This window comes from Kribbella sp. CA-253562, from assembly GCF_050942265.1.
Taxonomy (GTDB): Bacteria; Actinomycetota; Actinomycetes; order Propionibacteriales; family Kribbellaceae; genus Kribbella.
This window is the reverse complement of record NZ_CP192049.1, coordinates 3,662,164-3,678,645: the sequence shown is the minus strand read 5'-3', so window position 1 is coordinate 3,678,645 and position 16,482 is coordinate 3,662,164. Positions and strand designations below refer to the sequence as shown.

Below are 16,482 nucleotides of genomic sequence, written 5' to 3'. Positions count from 1 at the left end.
AACGGTACGGCGAGCAGGAAGCGCAGGTACGCGCTCACCGTCTTGCGTGACGACCGGTTGAGGAATCGGCCGCGACCAGGTCGCCGGTCATCATGCCGGCGGCTCCCGCGGCCAGGAGCAGCCCCGCGCCTGAACCGGCGTACGGGACGAACAGGGCCTCGCAGCCCACGATCAAACCGTTGGGGATGCAGAGGGCCAGCAGAAGCGGACGAGTGCTGGGGCGCGACAGCAGGATCCGGTTGCCTCGCCAGGTCTCGCGAGGACTTGTCCGGGCCAGCCGGCGCGGCGGGCGGTCGGCCAGACCGAAGCGCAGGACCGGGATCGCCAGCGCGGCGAAGGCCGTCGCCAGCCAGAAGACCTGGGCCGGGTCGAGCACCTGGAGCAGCAGCCCGGCCGCGCCGAACCCCGCGATCTGCATCGCGCCGACGGACAGGTTCATCGCCGACCGGCCGAGCACGAACTGGTCGGGCGCGACCACCTCGTTCAGCAGTCCCCACCGCACTCCGGCGCCGATGGACAGCCCGTACGCGACCGCCAGCGTGAGCAGCAACCGGGCGGCCGGCGAGAGGTCGAACGCCGCCTGCGCCGCGACCGCGCCGGTCGACAGCACGGCCAGCAGCACGAGGATCCGCCGCGGCCGCGCGGTGTCGGCGGCGGACATCAGCGTCGACGCGCCGATCACCTGAGCCAGCGACGGACCGAACATGACGAAGGCGGACAGCAGCGCCGAGCCGGTCCGCTCGTTCACCACGATCGCCAGCGTCAGGCTGGTCATCGTCGACGACGCGTTGCCGAGTGCGCTGCTCAGCCACAGACTGCGGAACTCGGTCCGGCCGAAGATCTCCCGGTAGGTGCTCATGCCGAAACCCTCGCCGCCGGTCGCCGCGACGCCTACAGTTTCGGTTGGAGGCGAAACCTTGTCCGAGTTCCTCGTCGACGCCGACGTGCTGGCCAACGCCAGGTTCGGCACGTCACAGCTGACCGAGACGGTGTCGGCGCTGAAGATGCTCCGTCAGCCGTCGCAGCCGTGGTACCGGGCCTGGCGCGAGCTGCACCTGGCCGGGTGGACGGCGCAGTTGGCCGCGCGACCGCTGGGGGCGGCGGTGATCGACGCCGCCTTCGGGCCGCGGTGGACCGCCGACTTCCTGACCGTCCCGCCACTCGCGCCTGATCTCACCTTCGAGCAGGAGATCTCGCCGCTCGCCGCACTCAGCGACGACGAGATCCGGGCGGACCTGCTGGTGACCCGCTCGCCGTCCCCGCGGACTCGCCCCACCACCGCGGACGACGACGCTCCCGTGCTGCCGCGCTTGGTTGCCGAGGGCCACGATCTCGCCGCGGAGGTGGCCGGGCTGCTGCGCTGGATCTGGACCGAGACAGTCGAGCCCGACTGGCCCCGGCGCTATCGCGTGCTGCAGGCCGACATCGTCTCCCGCACGTCCAGCCTCAGCGTGCACGGCTGGGCCGGCGTACTGCGCGGGCTGGGACCCGACATCCGCTGGCTCGGCGACGGCCGGATGCAGGTCAACCGCGCGGACTTCCCGCCGACCGACGTGCGGGGACACGACCTGATGTTCATCGCCACGCACAGCCTGCGATCGAGCGTCACCTGGCGACTGCCCGACCAGTTCGCGATCGCCTACCCGGTCAGCGGCATCTTCGCCGCCGCCCAGCCGCTCGCCGAACCGCTGGTCCGGCTGCTCGGCCGCAACCGCGCCCGCATCCTGGTCGAGGCCGCCGCACCGATCAGCACGACGGCGCTGGTGGCGACGACCGGGCTCTCACTGGCCAGCGTCGCCGACCACCTTCGCGTGCTGTCCGACGCGGGTCTGCTGCACCGTCGCCGCTCGGGCCGGCAGGTTCTCTACTGGCAGACTTCGACCGGCCGCGACGTGACGCTCGGCCAGCAGGCCTAGCCGATCTCCTGGCGGACCCACTCGCCGAGGACCTTCGCGCTGGCGTCGACCTGAGCGGGCCAGTCCATCGCGGCTTCGTCGGCGGAGTCCGAGACGTGCTTGACCAGCCGAACCGGTACGCCGAACTCACGGCAGGCGAAGACGACGCCGTACGCCTCCATGTCGACCAGGTGAGCCCGCTCGGCCAGGCGCTCGCGAACCGCCGGGTCGGTGACGAAGACGTCGCCGGAGGCTAGGACCGTGCCGTCGCCGCCTTCGATCGGCAGCGACTCCTTCGGGTCCAGCCCGATCGCCCGGATCGCGTCGGCGTTGACGTCGTGGTTGACGACCTCGCTGGGCAGGAACAGACCGGACAGGCCGTCGCGCAGGGCGCCCGTCGTACCGACGTTGAGCACGACGAGGTCGGTCGTGTCGGTCGTCGCGAGCGCCCGCGCGGTGGCCACCGCCGCCGCGGTCTTGCCGATCCCGGTCAGCACGACCGGGATCCCCTCGGGAACGTACTTCGCCTCACCCGCGATCGCGCTGACCACCAGATACCGAGTCACAGGCCGAACAGTAGCCTCCGCTCAGGGCAGGGCGACGTACGGCGCCAGGAAGGTCCGGGCCGACACGGTGTCGAGCCGGTAGACGACGTTCGTGGCGTAGCAGGGTGCGTCGCCGGTGATCGTGGTCGCCGCGAGCACCAGCTGACCGTTGAGCGTCACGAAGTTCGGACCGCCCGAGTCGCCGTAACAGGCGCCGCCGTTGCCCTGCGGCGCGATCATCGACAGCCGCACCCAGGTCTTGTTCAGCGCGTTGAAGTCCTCGGGAGCCTTCAGCCGGACGCCGCCGCCCGGATGCGTGTGACCGCCCGGACCGCGGACTGCCTCCTGCGTGCCGTAGCCGACGACGAGCCACGACGCCGCGTCGAGCGCACGGCTGCCGAGGGCGTCCAGCTGGCCGGCGGTGGGCAGCGTGGCCGGCGTGAAGTCCCAGACGTCGGCCGGGGTGGTCGCGCGGTCGGCGAAGTCGATCACGCCGATGTCGTGGGAGTCGGCCGAGTTGCCCGGGTAGGCCGGGTCCTGGTGGGGATCGCCCTCGACGGCGTGCCCGTCGGCGACGAAGTCGGCCGCCGTCTGCGCGGGCGTCAGGCCGGCCGCGGCCGCCTGGTCGAGCAGCGACTGGACGTCCTGCTCGAGCGACACGTAGAACCGCGTCCCGGCCGGCCAGTCGTCGGTGCAGTGCGCGGCGGTCAGGTAGGTGTCGTCGTCGATCATCGTCCCGCTGCAGACCCAGTCGAACCGGTCCGGAACGCCGTCACCGGTGTTGTCCCACAACGCCATGAACGCGCCGACCTCGGTGCGTTCGGGTGCGGGGCTGGAGTTGTAGGAGTTGATCGCCGCGGCCGGCAGCGTGGCCGCGCAGGCAGCGGCTCCGGCGGCGAGTACGGCGAGAATCTTGCGCTTCATTTGGTGTGCCTCCCGACGGCCCGCCGCAGGGAGTGCGGACCGGTTCGCACACTATGCGCAAGCCCGAAGCGGTGGAAGACGCCCGCGATAGACGAGGGAAACCCTGCACGCCGTACGGGGCACAGGGGGAGCTCGGCCGGCTCAGCTCGTCGCGAACCGAGTCCGGAAGGACACGGTCCGGTCTACGCCGGCCGGACCCTTCCAGGTGGGGTCAGCCGACGGTGACCGTCGGCTCGCCGCCCTCGACCGACTCGCCCATCTCCTCGGCGATCCGCATCGCTTCCTCGATCAGCGTCTCGACGATCTGCGACTCCGGCACGGTCTTGATCACCTCGCCCTTGACGAAGATCTGCCCCTTGCCGTTGCCGGAAGCAACGCCGAGGTCGGCCTCCCGCGCCTCGCCCGGACCGTTCACCACGCAACCCATCACCGCGACGCGCAGCGGCACCTCCATGCCCTCGAGCCCCGCGGTGACCTGCTCGGCCAGCGTGTAGACGTCCACCTGCGCACGACCACACGACGGGCAGGAGACGATCTCGAGCTTGCGCTCGCGCAGGTTCAGCGACTGCAGGATCTGCAGGCCGACCTTGACCTCCTCGACCGGCGGCGCGGACAGCGAGACCCGGATGGTGTCGCCGATGCCCTTCGACAACAGCGCGCCGAACGCGACCGCCGACTTGATCGTGCCCTGGAACGCCGGCCCGGCCTCGGTGACACCGAGGTGCAGCGGCCAGTCGCCGCGCTCGGCCAGCAGCTCGTAGGCCTTCACCATCACGACCGGGTCGTTGTGCTTGACCGAGATCTTGAAGTCGTGGAAGTCGTGCTCCTCGAACAGCGACGCCTCCCAGACCGCGGACTCGACCAGCGCCTCGGGCGTGGCCTTGCCGTACTTCTGCAGCAGTCGCGGGTCCAGCGAGCCGGCGTTCACGCCGATCCGGATCGAGGTGCCGTGGTCCTTCGCGGCCGCGGCGATCTGTTTGACCTGGTCGTCGAACTTGCGGATGTTGCCCGGGTTGACCCGGACCGCCGCGCACCCGGCCTCGATCGCCGCGAACACGTACTTGGGCTGGAAGTGGATGTCGGCGATCACCGGGATCTGCGAGTGCCTGGCGATCTCTGGCAGCGCGTCGGCGTCGTCCTGCGACGGGCAGGCGACCCGGACGATGTCGCAGCCGGCCGCGGTCAGCTCCGCGATCTGCTGCAGCGTGGTGTTGACGTCCGCGGTCAGCGTGGTCGTCATCGACTGCACCGACACGGGCGCGTCACCGCCGACCAGCACCTTGCCCACCTTGATCTGGCGGGTCTTGCGGCGCGGGGCGAGGGTCGGCGGAGGCAGCGCGGGCATGCCCAGGGAGATGCTCATTGGTCCTTTGTCCGTGAGGGGGTGAGGGTCATCCGTTGAACAGACGGATCGGGTTGACGATGTCGGCGACGACGAGCAGCACGCCCATCACCACGATGACACTGGCCGCCACGTAGGCGATCGGCAGCAGTTTGGCGACGTCGACGTAGCCGGGATCGGGCCGGCCGAGCAGCCTGGCGAAGCCGCGCTTGATGCCCTCCCAGATGGCGCCGACCATGTGCCCGCCGTCCAGTGGCAGCAGCGGGATGAAGTTGAACAGGGCCAGGAACAGGTTCAGCGAGGCAAGCAGCTGGACCAGGAACGACAGCCGCGCGGCCACCGCCAGGTCGCTGTTCGAGGCGACTTCGCCGGCCACCCGGCTGGCGCCGACCACGCTCATCGGGCTGTCCAGATCGCGCTCGCCGCCGACGATCGACTTGGCCACCCCGACCAGCTTCTCGGGGAACCGGCCGAGCGCCTGGACGGTGGCCACCGTCATCCGGCCCATCTCGTCGACCACGAAGCCGAAGTCCTGGCGCTCGATCTTGCTCTCCGGCGAGACCCCGAGGAAGCCGACCGAGACGAACTTGTCCGAACCCGGCTCCTCGCGGACCTGGTTGACGATCGTGCTGGTGGTGAGCGTGGTCTCCCGCCCGGCACGCTCGACCACGATGGTGGCCGGCTTGTCGGTGTTGTTCCGGATCAGCGGGGTGAGCTGTTCCCAGGTCTCGATCCTGGTGCCGTTGAAGGAGACGACCCGGTCGCCGACCTGGAAGCCGGCCGTCTTGGCCGGCGACTCCTGGTCGCCGCTCTGGCACTTGCGGTCCGCCGAGGCCTGTGAGGCCGGGATGACGCAGTCGGTCACGGTGGCGATCGTCGTCTGGGCGACCGGAGCGCCGTACAGCATGTAGAGACCGCCGAACAGCACGAACGCGATCGCCACGTTGACCAGCGGTCCGGACGCCATCACGATCAGCTTCTTCCACCACACCTTCTGGTAGAACAGCCGGCCGTCGTCGGCGGCCTCGATCGTCTCGTACTCCGCGGAGCGGGCGTTCTCCACCATCGACTGGATCGGGCCGGTGTTGGCCTTGCGGACCTTGGTCGGGTCCTGGCCCTTGGCCGGCGGCAGCATGCCGATGATCCGGACGAAGCCACCGGCCGGGATCGCCTTGATGCCGTACTCGGTCTCGCCGCGCTTGACCGACCAGACCGTCCGGCCGAAGCCGACGAAGAACTGGGTGACCTTCATCCCGAACGCCTTGGCCGGGACCATGTGACCCAGCTCATGCAGGCCGACCGAGACAAGGATGCCCACGACGAACAGAACGATGCCGATGAAGGTGAGCAGTGCGGTCATGCCGGTTGGGTCTCCTGGCCGTTGTCGTTCCCGATGGCGGTGAGCTCACGGGCCCGGGCGCGGGCCCAGGCGTCCGCGGCGAGCACGTCGTCGATGGACAGTTCCTCGTACGAGGGTACGTCGTGTTCGGTCACCACCCGGGCGACGGTGTCGACGATCGCCAGGAACGGCAGGCGGCCGTCGCGGAACGCCTGCACGCAGACCTCGTTCGCCGCGTTGAACACCGCCGGGGCCGTGCCGCCGCGGGTACCGGCCTCGCGGGCCAGCTGGACCGACGGGAACGCGTCGTCGTCGAGCGGCAGGAACTGCCAGGTGCTCGCCTCGGCGAAGTCCCACGGCGGCGATGCGTCCGGTATCCGGTCGGGCCAGCTGAGGCCGAGCGCGATCGGCAGAGTCATCGTCGGCAGCCCGACCTGCGCGATCGTCGCGCCGTCGTGGAACTCGACCATCGAGTGCACGGCCTGCTGCGGGTGCACGACGACGTCCACGCGGTCGATCGGGATCCCGAACAGCAGGTGGGCCTCGATCAGCTCGAGCCCTTTGTTGACCAAGGTGGCGGAATTGATCGTGACGACCGGACCCATCGCGAAGTTCGGGTGGGCCAGCGCCTGCTCGACGGTCACTCCGGCCAGCTCCGACCGGGCGCGGCCGAGGAACGGGCCGCCGCTCGCCGTCAGCAGCAGCTTGCGGACCTCGTCACCGCTGCCGCCGCGCAGGCATTGGGCGATCGCGCTGTGCTCGGAGTCGACCGGCACGATCTGTCCCGGCTTGACCCGCCGGGTGACCAGCGGGCCGCCGATCACCAGGGACTCCTTGTTCGCCAGGGCAAGGGTGTTGCCGGCGTCCAGGGCGGCCAGCGTCGGCCGCAGCCCGAGCGAGCCGGTGATGCCGTTCAGTACGACGTCGCACGGCAGCGCGGCGAGCTCGCTCGACGCGTCCGGCCCGGTCAGGATCTTGGGAATCCGGAACTCGCCCCGGGCGTAGCCTCGGCGCTGCGCCTCGGCGTAGAAGGCCAGCTGCAGGTCCTGGGCGACCGTGGCACGGGCGACGGCCACCACCTCGACCTCGAACTCCAGCGCCTGCCGCGCGAGCAGATCGACGTGTTCCCCGCCGGCCGACAGGGCACAGACCCGGAACCGGTCGCGGTTCCGCCCGATCAGCTCCAGGGCCTGGGTGCCGATGGAGCCGGTCGAGCCGAGGATGACGACGGTGCGCGGATTCACCCACCTATTGTTTCAGGTCGGCACGCCGCGCAGCGATTCGCCGGACGACGGCCTGTGGACAACGGTTCCGACCGGGTCGCGGCGCTACCGTTGGCGCATGAGTCTGGAACAGCCGCCGCCCGCCCGCCGTGCCTCCGACCGCGACCGGGAGCAGGCCGCCTCGCTGGTGCAGGAAGCCCATGGCGACGGCCGGCTCGACTTCCAGGAACTGGACGAGCGGCTGACCCAGGTCTACTCGGCCAAGACCGAACTCGAGCTGCGCGCCGCGACCGCGGACCTGACCCCGGCCGAGCCCACCGGCGCCGCCGAGCTGGTCATCCGGGCCAAGCACAGTTCGCAGAAGCGCGAAGGGGCCTGGCAGGTGCCGGCGCGGGTTGTCACGCAGGCCGAGCACTCCAGCATGAAGCTCGACTTCACCGAGGCTCTGGTGCGCCGGCCGGAGGTGCACGTGGTCGCCGAGCTGAAGCACAGCTCGATCACCGTCATCGTGCCGAGAGGCTGGGTGGTGAACCTCGACGACATCGACGTGGTCGGCAGCTCGACCAGCAACAAGACCGGGCCGGCCGAGCGCGACGGCGTCCGGCTGGTCGTCACCGGGCAGGCGAAGTGGAGCTCGGTCGTCGTCCGGCACCCGCGCAAGCGGCGCTGGTGGTGGCCGTTCTACAGCAAGTGAGATTTTCCGCAGCTGTTGAGTGAGGCGTTCCACAGGTGACTGTGGGGTTCACCGCAGGGACGGCCGGCGCGGGTTGCGGATAGTTTGACGGCATGACCGTTTCCCTGGATCTCGTGGACGTGGACTCGCTGCTCACCGAGGAGGAGGTCGCGATCCGCGCGACCACCCGCCGGTTCGCCGACGAGCGGCTTCGGCCGTCGCTGCCGGAGTGGTTCGAGTCGGCGACCATCCCCGCCCGCGAGCTGGCCAAGGAGCTCGGCTCGCTCGGGCTGCTCGGGATGCACCTGACCGGGTACGGCTGCGCCGGGCTCGGGCCGGTGGCGTACGGGCTGGCCTGTCTGGAGATCGAGGCGGCCGACTCCGGTATGCGCTCACTCGTGTCGGTGCAGGGTTCGCTGGCGATGTACGCGATCTGGAAGTACGGCAGCGAGCAGCAGAAGACCGAGTGGCTGCCGCGGATGGCGGCCGGCGAGGCGATCGGCTGCTTCGGGCTGACCGAGCCGGACTTCGGCTCCAATCCCGGCGGGATGCGGACCAGTGCGCGGCGCGACGGCGACGACTGGGTGCTGAACGGGTCGAAGATGTGGATCACCAACGGCTCGGTCGCCGACGTCGCGGTGGTCTGGGCGCGGACCGATGACGGGGTGCGCGGCTTCGTCGTACCGACGTCGACGCCGGGCTTCTCGGCGCCCGAGATCACCCGCAAGCTGTCGTTGCGCGCGTCGGTGACGTCGGAGCTGATCCTGACCGACGTCCGGCTGCCGGCCTCGGCGATGCTGCCGGAGGCGCGCGGGCTGTCCGGGCCGCTCGGGTGTCTCAACGAGGCCCGGTTCGGGATCATCTTCGGCGCGATGGGCGCGGCCCGGGACTGCCTGGAGACGGCCGTGTCGTACGCCGGTGAGCGGCAGGTCTTCGACAAGCCGCTGTCGGCGTACCAGCTGACCCAGGCGAAGCTGGCCGACATGGCCGTCGAGCTGAACAAGGGCATCCTGCTCGCCGTGCACCTCGGCCGGCTGAAGGAGAAGGGCGCGCTGCGGCCCGAGCAGGTCAGCGTCGGCAAGCTGAACAACGTTCGCGAGGCGATCGCGATCGCCCGCGAGTGCCGCACGATCCTGGCCGCGAACGGGATCAGCGGCGAATACCCGGTGCTCCGGCACGCCAACAACCTCGAGTCGGTGCTCACCTACGAGGGCACGTCCGAGGTGCACCAACTGGTGATCGGCCAGGCACTGACCGGACAAGCGGCCTTCCGCTGACCGCGCCCGCCCAGACGGTTGTGCATGGCAACCGTCCGGGTGGGTACTGGCAGTGAGCAAGGTTGACGCAGCGTCACCTGTCCCCGCCCGAGTGGAATCGACCGTGCTTTCAGCCGGAGCCGCCACCTCTGGAGAGGGAGGAAGAGTATGCGTATCAGCGTCGGGATCTTCCTGATCGCCGCCGGAGCGATCATCGCGTTCGGCATCCGGGACACCTCCGGACCGATCGACTTCACCGTCGTCGGCATCGTCGTCATGCTGGCTGGCGCCGCGGGCATCTGGCTGTCCTACAACGTCGCCAACCGCAATCGCGCCCGCACCGACGACGCTCCTGTGATCAATCCGCAGGTCGAAGAGCAGTACAACACCGACCCGCACCAGTACCCGCTGCAGCACGAGATCGACGTGACGCCTACAGAGCACAAGAACCGGCGGGCCTGATCCTCCGCCGCGGCGTGGTCAGAGCCGGTAGCCGAGGCGTTCGTACAGCCGCCGCGCCGCCGGGTTCTCGAGGCCGACCTACAACTGCGGTTACTTTGCGACCTCGGTGGCGCGGGACTCGCGGACGACGGTGACGCGGATCTGGCCGGGGTAGGTGAGCTCCTCCTCGACCTGCTTCGCGATGTCACGAGCCATCACCTGCGCGGCGATGTCGTCGACCGCGTCCGGCAGCACCATCACTCGGATCTCCCGGCCGGCCTGCATCGCGAACACCTTCTCGACGCCGTCGTGGTGCATCGCGATCTCCTCCAGCCGCTCGAGCCGCTGCACGTACGCCTCCAGCGACTCGCGCCGCGCGCCCGGGCGACCGCCGCTGACCGCGTCGGCCGCCTGGGTCAGCACCGCCTCGACCGTGCGGACCTCGACCTCGTTGTGGTGCGCCTCGATGCAGTGCACGACGTCGTCGTTCTCGCCGTACTTGCGGGCCAGGTCGGCGCCCACGATCGCGTGGCTGCCCTCCGACTCGTGCGTCAGCGCCTTGCCGATGTCGTGCAGGAACGCGCCGCGCTTGCACAACTTCGGGTCCAGCCCGAGCTCGGCCGCCATCATCCCGGCCAGGTGCGCGGACTCGACCAGGTGCTTGAGCACGTTCTGCCCGTACGACGTCCGGTAGCGCAGCAGACCCATCGTGCGGACCAGTTCCGGATGCAGATCGGTGATCCCGACCTCCGCCATCGCGTCCTCGGCCGCGCGCTCGCACAGTTCGGCGACCTCGCCCTTGCTGCGCTCGTAGATCTCCTCGATCCGGCTCGGGTGGATCCGGCCGTCCAGCACCAGCGAGTCCAGCGTCAGCCGCGCGGTCTCCCGGCGTACCGGGTCGAAGCAGGACAGCAGCACCGCCTCGGGGGTGTCGTCGATGATCAGGTTGACGCCGGTGGTCTGCTCGAACGACCGGATGTTGCGGCCCTCGCGGCCGATGATCCGGCCCTTCATGTCGTCGCTGGGCAGGTGCACCACCGACACGACCGACTCGCTGGTCTGCTCCGAGGCGAGCCGCTGAACCGCGCCGGTGATGATCCGGCGGGCCTTGCTCTCGCCCTCGTCCTGGGCCTGCCGCTCGATGTCGCGGACGATCGCGTGCGCGTGCCGCTTCGCCTCGGCCTCCAGTGCGGCGACCAGCTCGGCCTTGGCCTGCTCGCTGGTCAGGTTCGCGACGCCTTCGAGGATGCGGCGGCGCTCGTCCTCCAGGTCGCGGATCTCGGCTCGCTGCCGGTCGAGTTCGGCGAGCTGGGCGGCCAGCTCGTTCTGCCGTTCCTCCAGCGCGCGCAGCTGCTCGTCCAGGCGTTCCTCGCGCTCGGTCAGCCGGTGCTCGCGGCGTTCCATCTCGAGCCGTTGCTCGCGCAGGTCGTCACGGATCGACTGTGCCTCGGTCTCGGCGTCCCGCCGTACGACGGACGCCCGCTGCTCGGCCTCGCGGCGGATCTCCGACGCGCGGTCCTCGGACTGGCGACGCGCCTCGTCCGCACGCTGCTCGATCTCCTTCGCGCGCAACTCGGCGTCCTTGCGCAGCGCCTCGGCCTGCTGCTCGGCCTGCCGGCGCAACTCCTCGGCTCGCTGCTCGGCGTCCTTCGCGCGGGTCCGCAGCGCCACCGCCTCGTCCTCGGCCTCACGCCGGATCCGGTCGCCGATCGACTTCGCCTCGGCGACCGCGGTCGCGGCCTCGAGCTTCGCGTTGGCCTCAGCGGCCGCCACCTCGGCGCCCTTGCGCCGGGTCAGCGTCAGCCCGATCCAGGCAAGCAGCCCGACCACGAGGAGACCGACCACCACGAGTCCCACCGACGTCGCCGTCGGCGTCGCGGCGTACGAGATCACGGCGGCCGGACCGGCGATGTGCTGCGGCATCGGCGTCTCCCCTCATCGAGTCACGCCCCGGGCGTGACCAGCTCTTCGCGAAGGGATCACCACACAGCGGCCAGAAGACGGTACGCCGGAACGCGCCGACCGGGATCTCCACCGTCGGCGATCGTGCCGACGGCCTTCGTCCCCCGGTGAGCGCCGGGTCCGTTCCTATGCGACGGCGGGCGGTGCGCCCACCGTCGGCAAGCTCGGAAGAGCTCTGGTTTCGTATTCCTGGAGTGCGCCTGCGCGCCCTCCAGTGCTCGGCCAGCAGGCCGACCTCTGCGATGTCGTCAACCGTCCGGGTGGACGGTTCCCTTGCTGATTCCGAGGCTAGGCGCGGCCATCCACAGGGTCAAGGTGGACACTCGCGCGCCACGACACGATCCGGGTCGTGTGCTCACGGTCTGCCACCGGGCGACTCCGCCAGCCCCTCCAACACACAGCACCCCCAGCCCCGGAGGCTTGGCGCCCACCGTGGACTGGGGTGCTGAAGGACTGTCTCGCTCCGAGCGGCCGATCTATCTATCGACCGACCGAGCCGACCTGCTGCGACCTACCTCGGGCCCGGAAGCCCTCCGTCCGACGTACCGGTGGCCGTGCCGCCCGTTTCCGCGCCTTCGGGCCGGGAGCCGGCCGAGCTCGCGTCGTTCTCGCTCACGTCGGGCACCTCGCCTCCGACCACTCCACCGTTCGCGGCAGAACCGTCGGTTCCGCTGGAATCGGCGGTACCGGAGCCAGTCGTCTGCGTCGGCGCGTCCGGCGCACCGTCGTCCGGGCCGGTCGCCGGATCACCGCCGGTCTGCTCGCTGGGCGCGCCACCGGCCTGACCGCTCGCCGCGCCGCCGGCCTGACCGCTCGGCCCACTCTGACCACCCGCAGCGCCGCCGGCCTGACCACCCGCGGCCCCACCCGACTGCTTCTCGACGTACGTCCCGACCTTCTCCTGCACCGAGTCGACCTTGTCCGCGTACTTGCCGCCGGTCTGCTTGTCGATCAGGTCGCCGGCCTTCTCCACACCTGCCTTGATCTTGTCCGGGTTCTGCTTGACGACGTTCCGGAGCCAGTTCTTCGCCTGTTCCTGGAAATCGTTCATTGCACCCTCCAAAGAGGTGTCAGGGGCGGATCTCAACAGAAAAATGCCAGCCTACGGACCGGCCCCAAAAGCCGGTCTCTCTTCGGATGACACACCCCCGGCCGACACCCGTCAACATCCCTCGCCGTCCACCCCCCGCATTGCAACCCGCCCCGACGCCACCCACGGACCCCCGAAAACCCGCGCGAAACCGGCCGAAACCCGCTCACCGCCCCTGGAAAGCCCCACTGTCCAAGTAGGCCCGGTAGAGCCCCAGCACCACCTCGGTCTGCGGCTGCAGCACCGCGGGCGGCTCATCCACCGCCCAGAATCCAGCCCCACTCACCTCGTCCGGCTCCGGCCGCAGCTCCCCCGCCCACCGCCGCGCCTCGAAACACAGCGCGAAACAGTGCATCCGGTCCCCGTTCGGATAGGTGATCTCGTGCACCTCCGGCTCGGACAACGACGCGAACGGCACCGAATCCTCCTCCCGCACCCGCAACCCAGCCTCCTCGAACAACTCCCGAACCGCCGTCCCCCGAAAACTCAACCCCGGCTCCGCCGCCCCCGCCGGAAACTCCCACAACCCCGAATCCCGCCGCCGCTGAAACAGCACCCGCCCGGCTTCCCCGACAACCACCACCTGAGCCCCCGGCATCAGCAGCAACTCCGCCCCCACCCGCTGCCGCAACCGCCAGGTGTAAGACCCGACATATCCCATCGCCCCAGTCTCCCCGCCCGGCCGACCTCACCCGGTCAGGGCGCGATCACGCGACGATCTCGTCGACGCAGCCACCGACGCCATGGTCCCCGTCCCCGAACCCGTCCCCGTCCCTGCGATGTCCCCGAACCCATACGCCGGGGGTGTCACCGCCAATCCTGCGGCGCGGGAAAGCTGCTCGAGCTGCCAGCGGGACCGACCCCGCGGCGACGAGCGACCGCCGGGTGCCACCGGATGGACATCAAGGTTCTGCCGCCGGCCGTCCCGCCGGGACAAGCCAGGCACCGCGGCGACGACGCCATGGGTCCCGAGCGCGATATCCCGGTCGGCGGGCAGGAGCGGGTCTGCGAGGGCACGGACGCCACCGCCCGTGGTCGCCATTCCCGCGTGGGAATCGACCCGGGCTGGGCACGAGCATCTCCTCGCCCGCCGAGCGATCTTCAAGGGCGGCACACTCAGGCCGTCTCGCAGAGCACCGCAGCCGCGCGCGACCATCTACAGCGGTGGGACCGAACCCGTGCGGTCTATGGGCCACACGCGCCACCACGCACCGCACCCACGGACTCGCTCGCGCCACGCGCCGCACCCGCGCGCCCTCGCATCACTCACCCTCGCGTCAAGATCCCACCAAGTACCCACGCACCGCACCAGAGGGCGTCAGAAGCTCCAGAACCACCCTCGCATCGGACGCCCTCGCGTCACGGTCCCACAAAGGACCCTCGGCACCGCACCACACACCCGTGTGGAGGGCTCCAGCACCTACCCCGCCCTACTGGCACCACGCGCCCTCGCGCCAGGAGCTCCAGACCCACCCTCGCATCACACGCACCACGAGCCCCACTACTCACCCTGGCGCCACAGGCCACACCACGCGCCCTCGTACGCCGAGCGACCAACCACGCGACACCGAGTCCGCGAGGTGATGTCGGATCGGGGCGGTGGGGTTCGTAGCAGGGGTGAGGCCGGCCAGAACGGGCGGCACCGAGGCGAAGGAACGCGATCGTGAAGTTGACGACCATGACCCAGGTGACCCTCGATGGAGTGATGCAGGGGAACCGCGGCGTGTCGGACGAGGATTGCCGGAACGGGTTCGAGCGTGGCGGATGGGGACGGGGAGCGGGTGACGACGAGACTCGGGCGTTCATCACGCAGACCTGCCAGCGTGCCGAGGCGTTCTTGTTCGGCCGGCGTACCTACGAGTTGTTCGCTGAGGCCTGGGGATCGATGCGTACGCATCCCATCGGGGCGGCGTTGAACGATCGTCCTAAGTACGTCGCCTCGAACACCCTGACTGCGCCACGTTGGGAGGACACGACCGTGCTCCGTGGTGATCTCGCGGCGGGACCCAGAGAGTTGAAGGCCAAGCCCGGAGGTGAGCTGCAGGTGCACGGCAGTGGCGCTCTGACTCGGTGGCTGCTGGGGAACGGGCTGGTCGACGAGATGGTGCTGATCGTGATCCCGGTGATTCTCGGCCAGGGCGCGAGACTGTTTGCGGAGACCGGCCCCGACATCGCGCTCGAACTGCAGGAGTCGCGGGTCGACTCCATGGGTGTGACGATCCAGAGCAATCGGCCGGCCGGGCGTCCGCGGTATGCGACGGCCTGATGGCTTTGACCACCGAACAACCTTTCTCGACACACAAGGAGATGAGTGCAGATGCAGTATCTGGTTTCTGTGATCGACGACAAGAGCAATCCCGGCAGCACGGACCGGCAGCCGGCCATCAGTGAGTTCAACGATCGGCTGATCACCGAGGGCTACTGGGTTTTCGCGGGCGGACTCGCGGACACCGACGAGGCCACGGTCATCGACAACCGTGGCGAGCAGGCGGTGTTGACCGACGGGCCGTTCGTGGAGTCGAAGGAGTACCTCGCCGGGGTCTGGGTGTGGGAGGCGCCCGACCTGGATGTGGCGCTCGCGCTGGCCACCGAGGCGTCGAAGGTCTGCGATCGCAAGATCGAGGTGCGGCCGTTCTTGTGAGGACTTCGAGGACGTGACCTCACGAGGCGCCGCCGTTCGGTCGCACGGTGGCCGCCTGGAGTGCCGAGTCGACCACCTAGTGCCGCCGCAGCGGTGAGGGAAACCGCGGGAATTCGCCAGCGGGACAGCGATTGCGGTCCGCCGTCCGGCCCGCGGCTAAACCCAGACGCTCGACAACACCAACAGTCAAGACGTCGGCGGGCTGGCGAGGCGAATCCCTCGAGGTTCCGTGCGGCAGCGAACGTCGCGCCGGTCACGGTGATCGGTCAGTTTGATCCGCGAAGACGCTGGCCAGTCATGGCGGCCGTCCAGCCCCGTACGCCGTCTGCACCCCCCAAAGGGCAGCGGAAAGCTACTCGGCTTCGAGGCCGGAGTCGTTGAGAAGGGGAAGTTCTTCATCGGAGGCGGCCAGTTCTTGTTTGACGACGGTCATGGCGAGCCCGCCGGGGTACCCCTTGCGGGCGAGCATGCCGATCAGGCGGCGCATCGCGACCTGACGATCGAGCGATCGCATCGAGCGGAGCTTCTTGCGAACCAGCGCCCGGGCGGTCTCCTCCTCCTGGCTCGAATCGAGCTCCTCCAAGGCATCACGGGCCAGCTCGTCGTCGACGCCTCGACGGCGCAGCTCCTGAGCGAGGGCTCGCTTGCCCAGTCCTCGCCCTCGGTGCCTCGACTCGACCCACGCGGTCGCGAACGCCGCGTCGTTGATCAGCCCCACCTCGGTGAACCGATCGAGCACCTCATCGGCCACCTCATCGGCAATCTCACGATCCGCCAGTACGTCGGCCAGCTCGGCGCGCGTCCGCGGCTGCCCCGTGAGCTTGTCGAGCAGAATCGTCCGCGCCACCTGGTACGGATCAGCATCCTGGTCCACGGAAGGATCCGCCGGCATCCCCGGTTCGTCCCCACCCCGAGCACCCCGCCGCGGCCGTCCTCCGAACCCGCGAGTCGGCCGCCGCCCAGAACGTCCAGCCCGAGCCGACCGACCGCCTGACTCAGCACCCGCGTCCTCGCGCCCCGCCGATGCCCCGGCCTGCGCTCCGCCATCTCCAACACTCCGGCCGGCGACCTGGTATCCGACATCGGCACCGACCCCGCCACTGGCACTGGCACTGGCACTGGCACCGGCCGACGATGCGTTTCCAGCGCCG

The 16,482-nt window shown here is 69.9% G+C and carries 16 protein-coding genes; 6 read left to right on the top strand and 10 right to left on the bottom strand.

Translation table 11 applies throughout. The features are described from left to right. Positions 1–34: 34 nt before the first annotated feature. Complete coding sequence (locus ACQPXM_RS17465) at positions 35–859, bottom strand: hypothetical protein (RefSeq protein ID WP_432949815.1); 825 nt, start codon at positions 857–859, stop codon at positions 35–37. 58 nt (positions 860–917) lie between these two features. On the opposite strand from ACQPXM_RS17465, the gene ACQPXM_RS17460 reads away from it, so the two are divergent. Next, complete coding sequence (locus ACQPXM_RS17460; RefSeq protein WP_432949813.1) at positions 918–1,916, top strand: ArsR/SmtB family transcription factor; 999 nt, start codon at positions 918–920, stop codon at positions 1,914–1,916. Here the strand turns inward: ACQPXM_RS17460 and ACQPXM_RS17455 are convergent. The 5 genes from ACQPXM_RS17455 to dxr form a co-directional block, all read right to left on the bottom strand. Next, positions 1,913–2,461 (bottom strand): nucleosidase, encoded by a 549-nt coding sequence (locus tag ACQPXM_RS17455; protein ID WP_432949811.1) that lies wholly within the window; start codon positions 2,459–2,461, stop codon positions 1,913–1,915. The genes ACQPXM_RS17460 and ACQPXM_RS17455 overlap by 4 nt on opposite strands. A 21-nt stretch (positions 2,462–2,482) precedes the next feature. Beyond that, positions 2,483–3,364, bottom strand: a complete 882-nt coding sequence (locus ACQPXM_RS17450; protein WP_432949809.1) for a trypsin-like serine protease — start codon at positions 3,362–3,364, stop codon at positions 2,483–2,485. A gap of 211 nt (positions 3,365–3,575) precedes the next feature. Further along, on the bottom strand, positions 3,576–4,727 hold the full coding sequence (gene ispG / locus ACQPXM_RS17445; protein ID WP_432949807.1) for a flavodoxin-dependent (E)-4-hydroxy-3-methylbut-2-enyl-diphosphate synthase: 1,152 nt from the start codon (positions 4,725–4,727) through the stop codon (positions 3,576–3,578). Positions 4,728–4,755: 28 nt separating this feature from the next. Then, on the bottom strand, positions 4,756–6,066 hold the full coding sequence (locus ACQPXM_RS17440; protein ID WP_432949805.1) for a M50 family metallopeptidase: 1,311 nt from the start codon (positions 6,064–6,066) through the stop codon (positions 4,756–4,758). Continuing rightward, on the bottom strand, positions 6,063–7,289 hold the full coding sequence (dxr, locus tag ACQPXM_RS17435) for a 1-deoxy-D-xylulose-5-phosphate reductoisomerase (protein ID WP_432949803.1): 1,227 nt from the start codon (positions 7,287–7,289) through the stop codon (positions 6,063–6,065). The genes ACQPXM_RS17440 and dxr overlap by 4 nt, the downstream gene beginning before the upstream one ends. A 97-nt stretch (positions 7,290–7,386) precedes the next feature. On the opposite strand from dxr, the gene ACQPXM_RS17430 reads away from it, so the two are divergent. The 3 genes from ACQPXM_RS17430 to ACQPXM_RS17420 all read left to right on the top strand — a co-directional run bounded on the left by ACQPXM_RS17430 (position 7,387) and on the right by ACQPXM_RS17420 (position 9,659). Beyond that, positions 7,387–7,962, top strand: coding sequence for a DUF1707 SHOCT-like domain-containing protein (locus ACQPXM_RS17430; RefSeq protein WP_432949801.1), 576 nt, complete (start codon positions 7,387–7,389; stop codon positions 7,960–7,962). 92 nt (positions 7,963–8,054) lie between these two features. After that, positions 8,055–9,218, top strand: a complete 1,164-nt coding sequence (locus ACQPXM_RS17425) for an acyl-CoA dehydrogenase family protein (protein ID WP_432949799.1) — start codon at positions 8,055–8,057, stop codon at positions 9,216–9,218. A 147-nt stretch (positions 9,219–9,365) separates the two neighbouring features. Then, positions 9,366–9,659, top strand: coding sequence for a DUF6458 family protein (locus ACQPXM_RS17420; protein WP_432949797.1), 294 nt, complete (start codon positions 9,366–9,368; stop codon positions 9,657–9,659). Between the two features lie 90 nt (positions 9,660–9,749). Here ACQPXM_RS17420 and rny read toward each other — a convergent pair whose 3' ends face one another. The 3 genes from rny to ACQPXM_RS17405 form a co-directional block, all read right to left on the bottom strand. Then, a complete protein-coding gene (gene rny / locus ACQPXM_RS17415) occupies positions 9,750–11,561 on the bottom strand; it encodes a ribonuclease Y (protein WP_432949795.1) in 1,812 nt (603 codons plus the stop codon). Between the two features lie 550 nt (positions 11,562–12,111). Further along, positions 12,112–12,651: an antitoxin gene (locus tag ACQPXM_RS17410; RefSeq protein WP_432949793.1), complete on the bottom strand. Its 540-nt coding sequence runs from the start codon at positions 12,649–12,651 to the stop codon at positions 12,112–12,114. Between the two features lie 205 nt (positions 12,652–12,856). Continuing rightward, complete coding sequence (locus tag ACQPXM_RS17405) at positions 12,857–13,351, bottom strand: NUDIX domain-containing protein (RefSeq protein WP_432949791.1); 495 nt, start codon at positions 13,349–13,351, stop codon at positions 12,857–12,859. Between the two features lie 1,002 nt (positions 13,352–14,353). Here ACQPXM_RS17405 and ACQPXM_RS17400 point away from each other — a divergent pair. Together ACQPXM_RS17400 and ACQPXM_RS17395 are read left to right on the top strand one after the other, a co-directional pair. Continuing rightward, complete coding sequence (locus ACQPXM_RS17400) at positions 14,354–14,956, top strand: dihydrofolate reductase family protein (RefSeq protein WP_432949790.1); 603 nt, start codon at positions 14,354–14,356, stop codon at positions 14,954–14,956. Between the two features lie 51 nt (positions 14,957–15,007). Beyond that, the gene (locus ACQPXM_RS17395) at positions 15,008–15,331 is read left to right on the top strand and encodes a YciI family protein (RefSeq protein ID WP_432949788.1); all 324 of its coding nucleotides are present in this window, start codon (positions 15,008–15,010) and stop codon (positions 15,329–15,331) included. 352 nt (positions 15,332–15,683) lie between these two features. Here the strand turns inward: ACQPXM_RS17395 and ACQPXM_RS17390 are convergent, their stop codons facing one another. Then, positions 15,684–16,205: a regulatory protein RecX gene (locus ACQPXM_RS17390; RefSeq protein ID WP_237771431.1), complete on the bottom strand. Its 522-nt coding sequence runs from the start codon at positions 16,203–16,205 to the stop codon at positions 15,684–15,686. Positions 16,206–16,482: the final 277 nt, after the last annotated feature.

Excerpts from the sequence above, each read along its gene's own strand:
- ACQPXM_RS17465 (WP_432949815.1), bottom strand. The coding sequence starts at position 859 with ATGAGCACCTACCGGGAGATCTTCGGCCGGACCGAGTTCCGCAGTCTG.
- ACQPXM_RS17450 (WP_432949809.1), bottom strand. The coding sequence starts at position 3,364 with ATGAAGCGCAAGATTCTCGCCGTACTCGCCGCCGGAGCCGCTGCCTGC.
- ispG (WP_432949807.1), bottom strand. The coding sequence starts at position 4,727 with ATGAGCATCTCCCTGGGCATGCCCGCGCTGCCTCCGCCGACCCTCGCC.
- ACQPXM_RS17440 (WP_432949805.1), bottom strand. The coding sequence starts at position 6,066 with ATGACCGCACTGCTCACCTTCATCGGCATCGTTCTGTTCGTCGTGGGC.
- ACQPXM_RS17430 (WP_432949801.1), top strand. The coding sequence starts at position 7,387 with ATGAGTCTGGAACAGCCGCCGCCCGCCCGCCGTGCCTCCGACCGCGAC.
- ACQPXM_RS17425 (WP_432949799.1), top strand. The coding sequence starts at position 8,055 with ATGACCGTTTCCCTGGATCTCGTGGACGTGGACTCGCTGCTCACCGAG.
- ACQPXM_RS17420 (WP_432949797.1), top strand. The coding sequence starts at position 9,366 with ATGCGTATCAGCGTCGGGATCTTCCTGATCGCCGCCGGAGCGATCATC.
- rny (WP_432949795.1), bottom strand. The coding sequence starts at position 11,561 with ATGCCGCAGCACATCGCCGGTCCGGCCGCCGTGATCTCGTACGCCGCG.
- ACQPXM_RS17410 (WP_432949793.1), bottom strand. The coding sequence starts at position 12,651 with ATGAACGATTTCCAGGAACAGGCGAAGAACTGGCTCCGGAACGTCGTC.
- ACQPXM_RS17405 (WP_432949791.1), bottom strand. The coding sequence starts at position 13,351 with ATGGGATATGTCGGGTCTTACACCTGGCGGTTGCGGCAGCGGGTGGGG.
- ACQPXM_RS17395 (WP_432949788.1), top strand. The coding sequence starts at position 15,008 with ATGCAGTATCTGGTTTCTGTGATCGACGACAAGAGCAATCCCGGCAGC.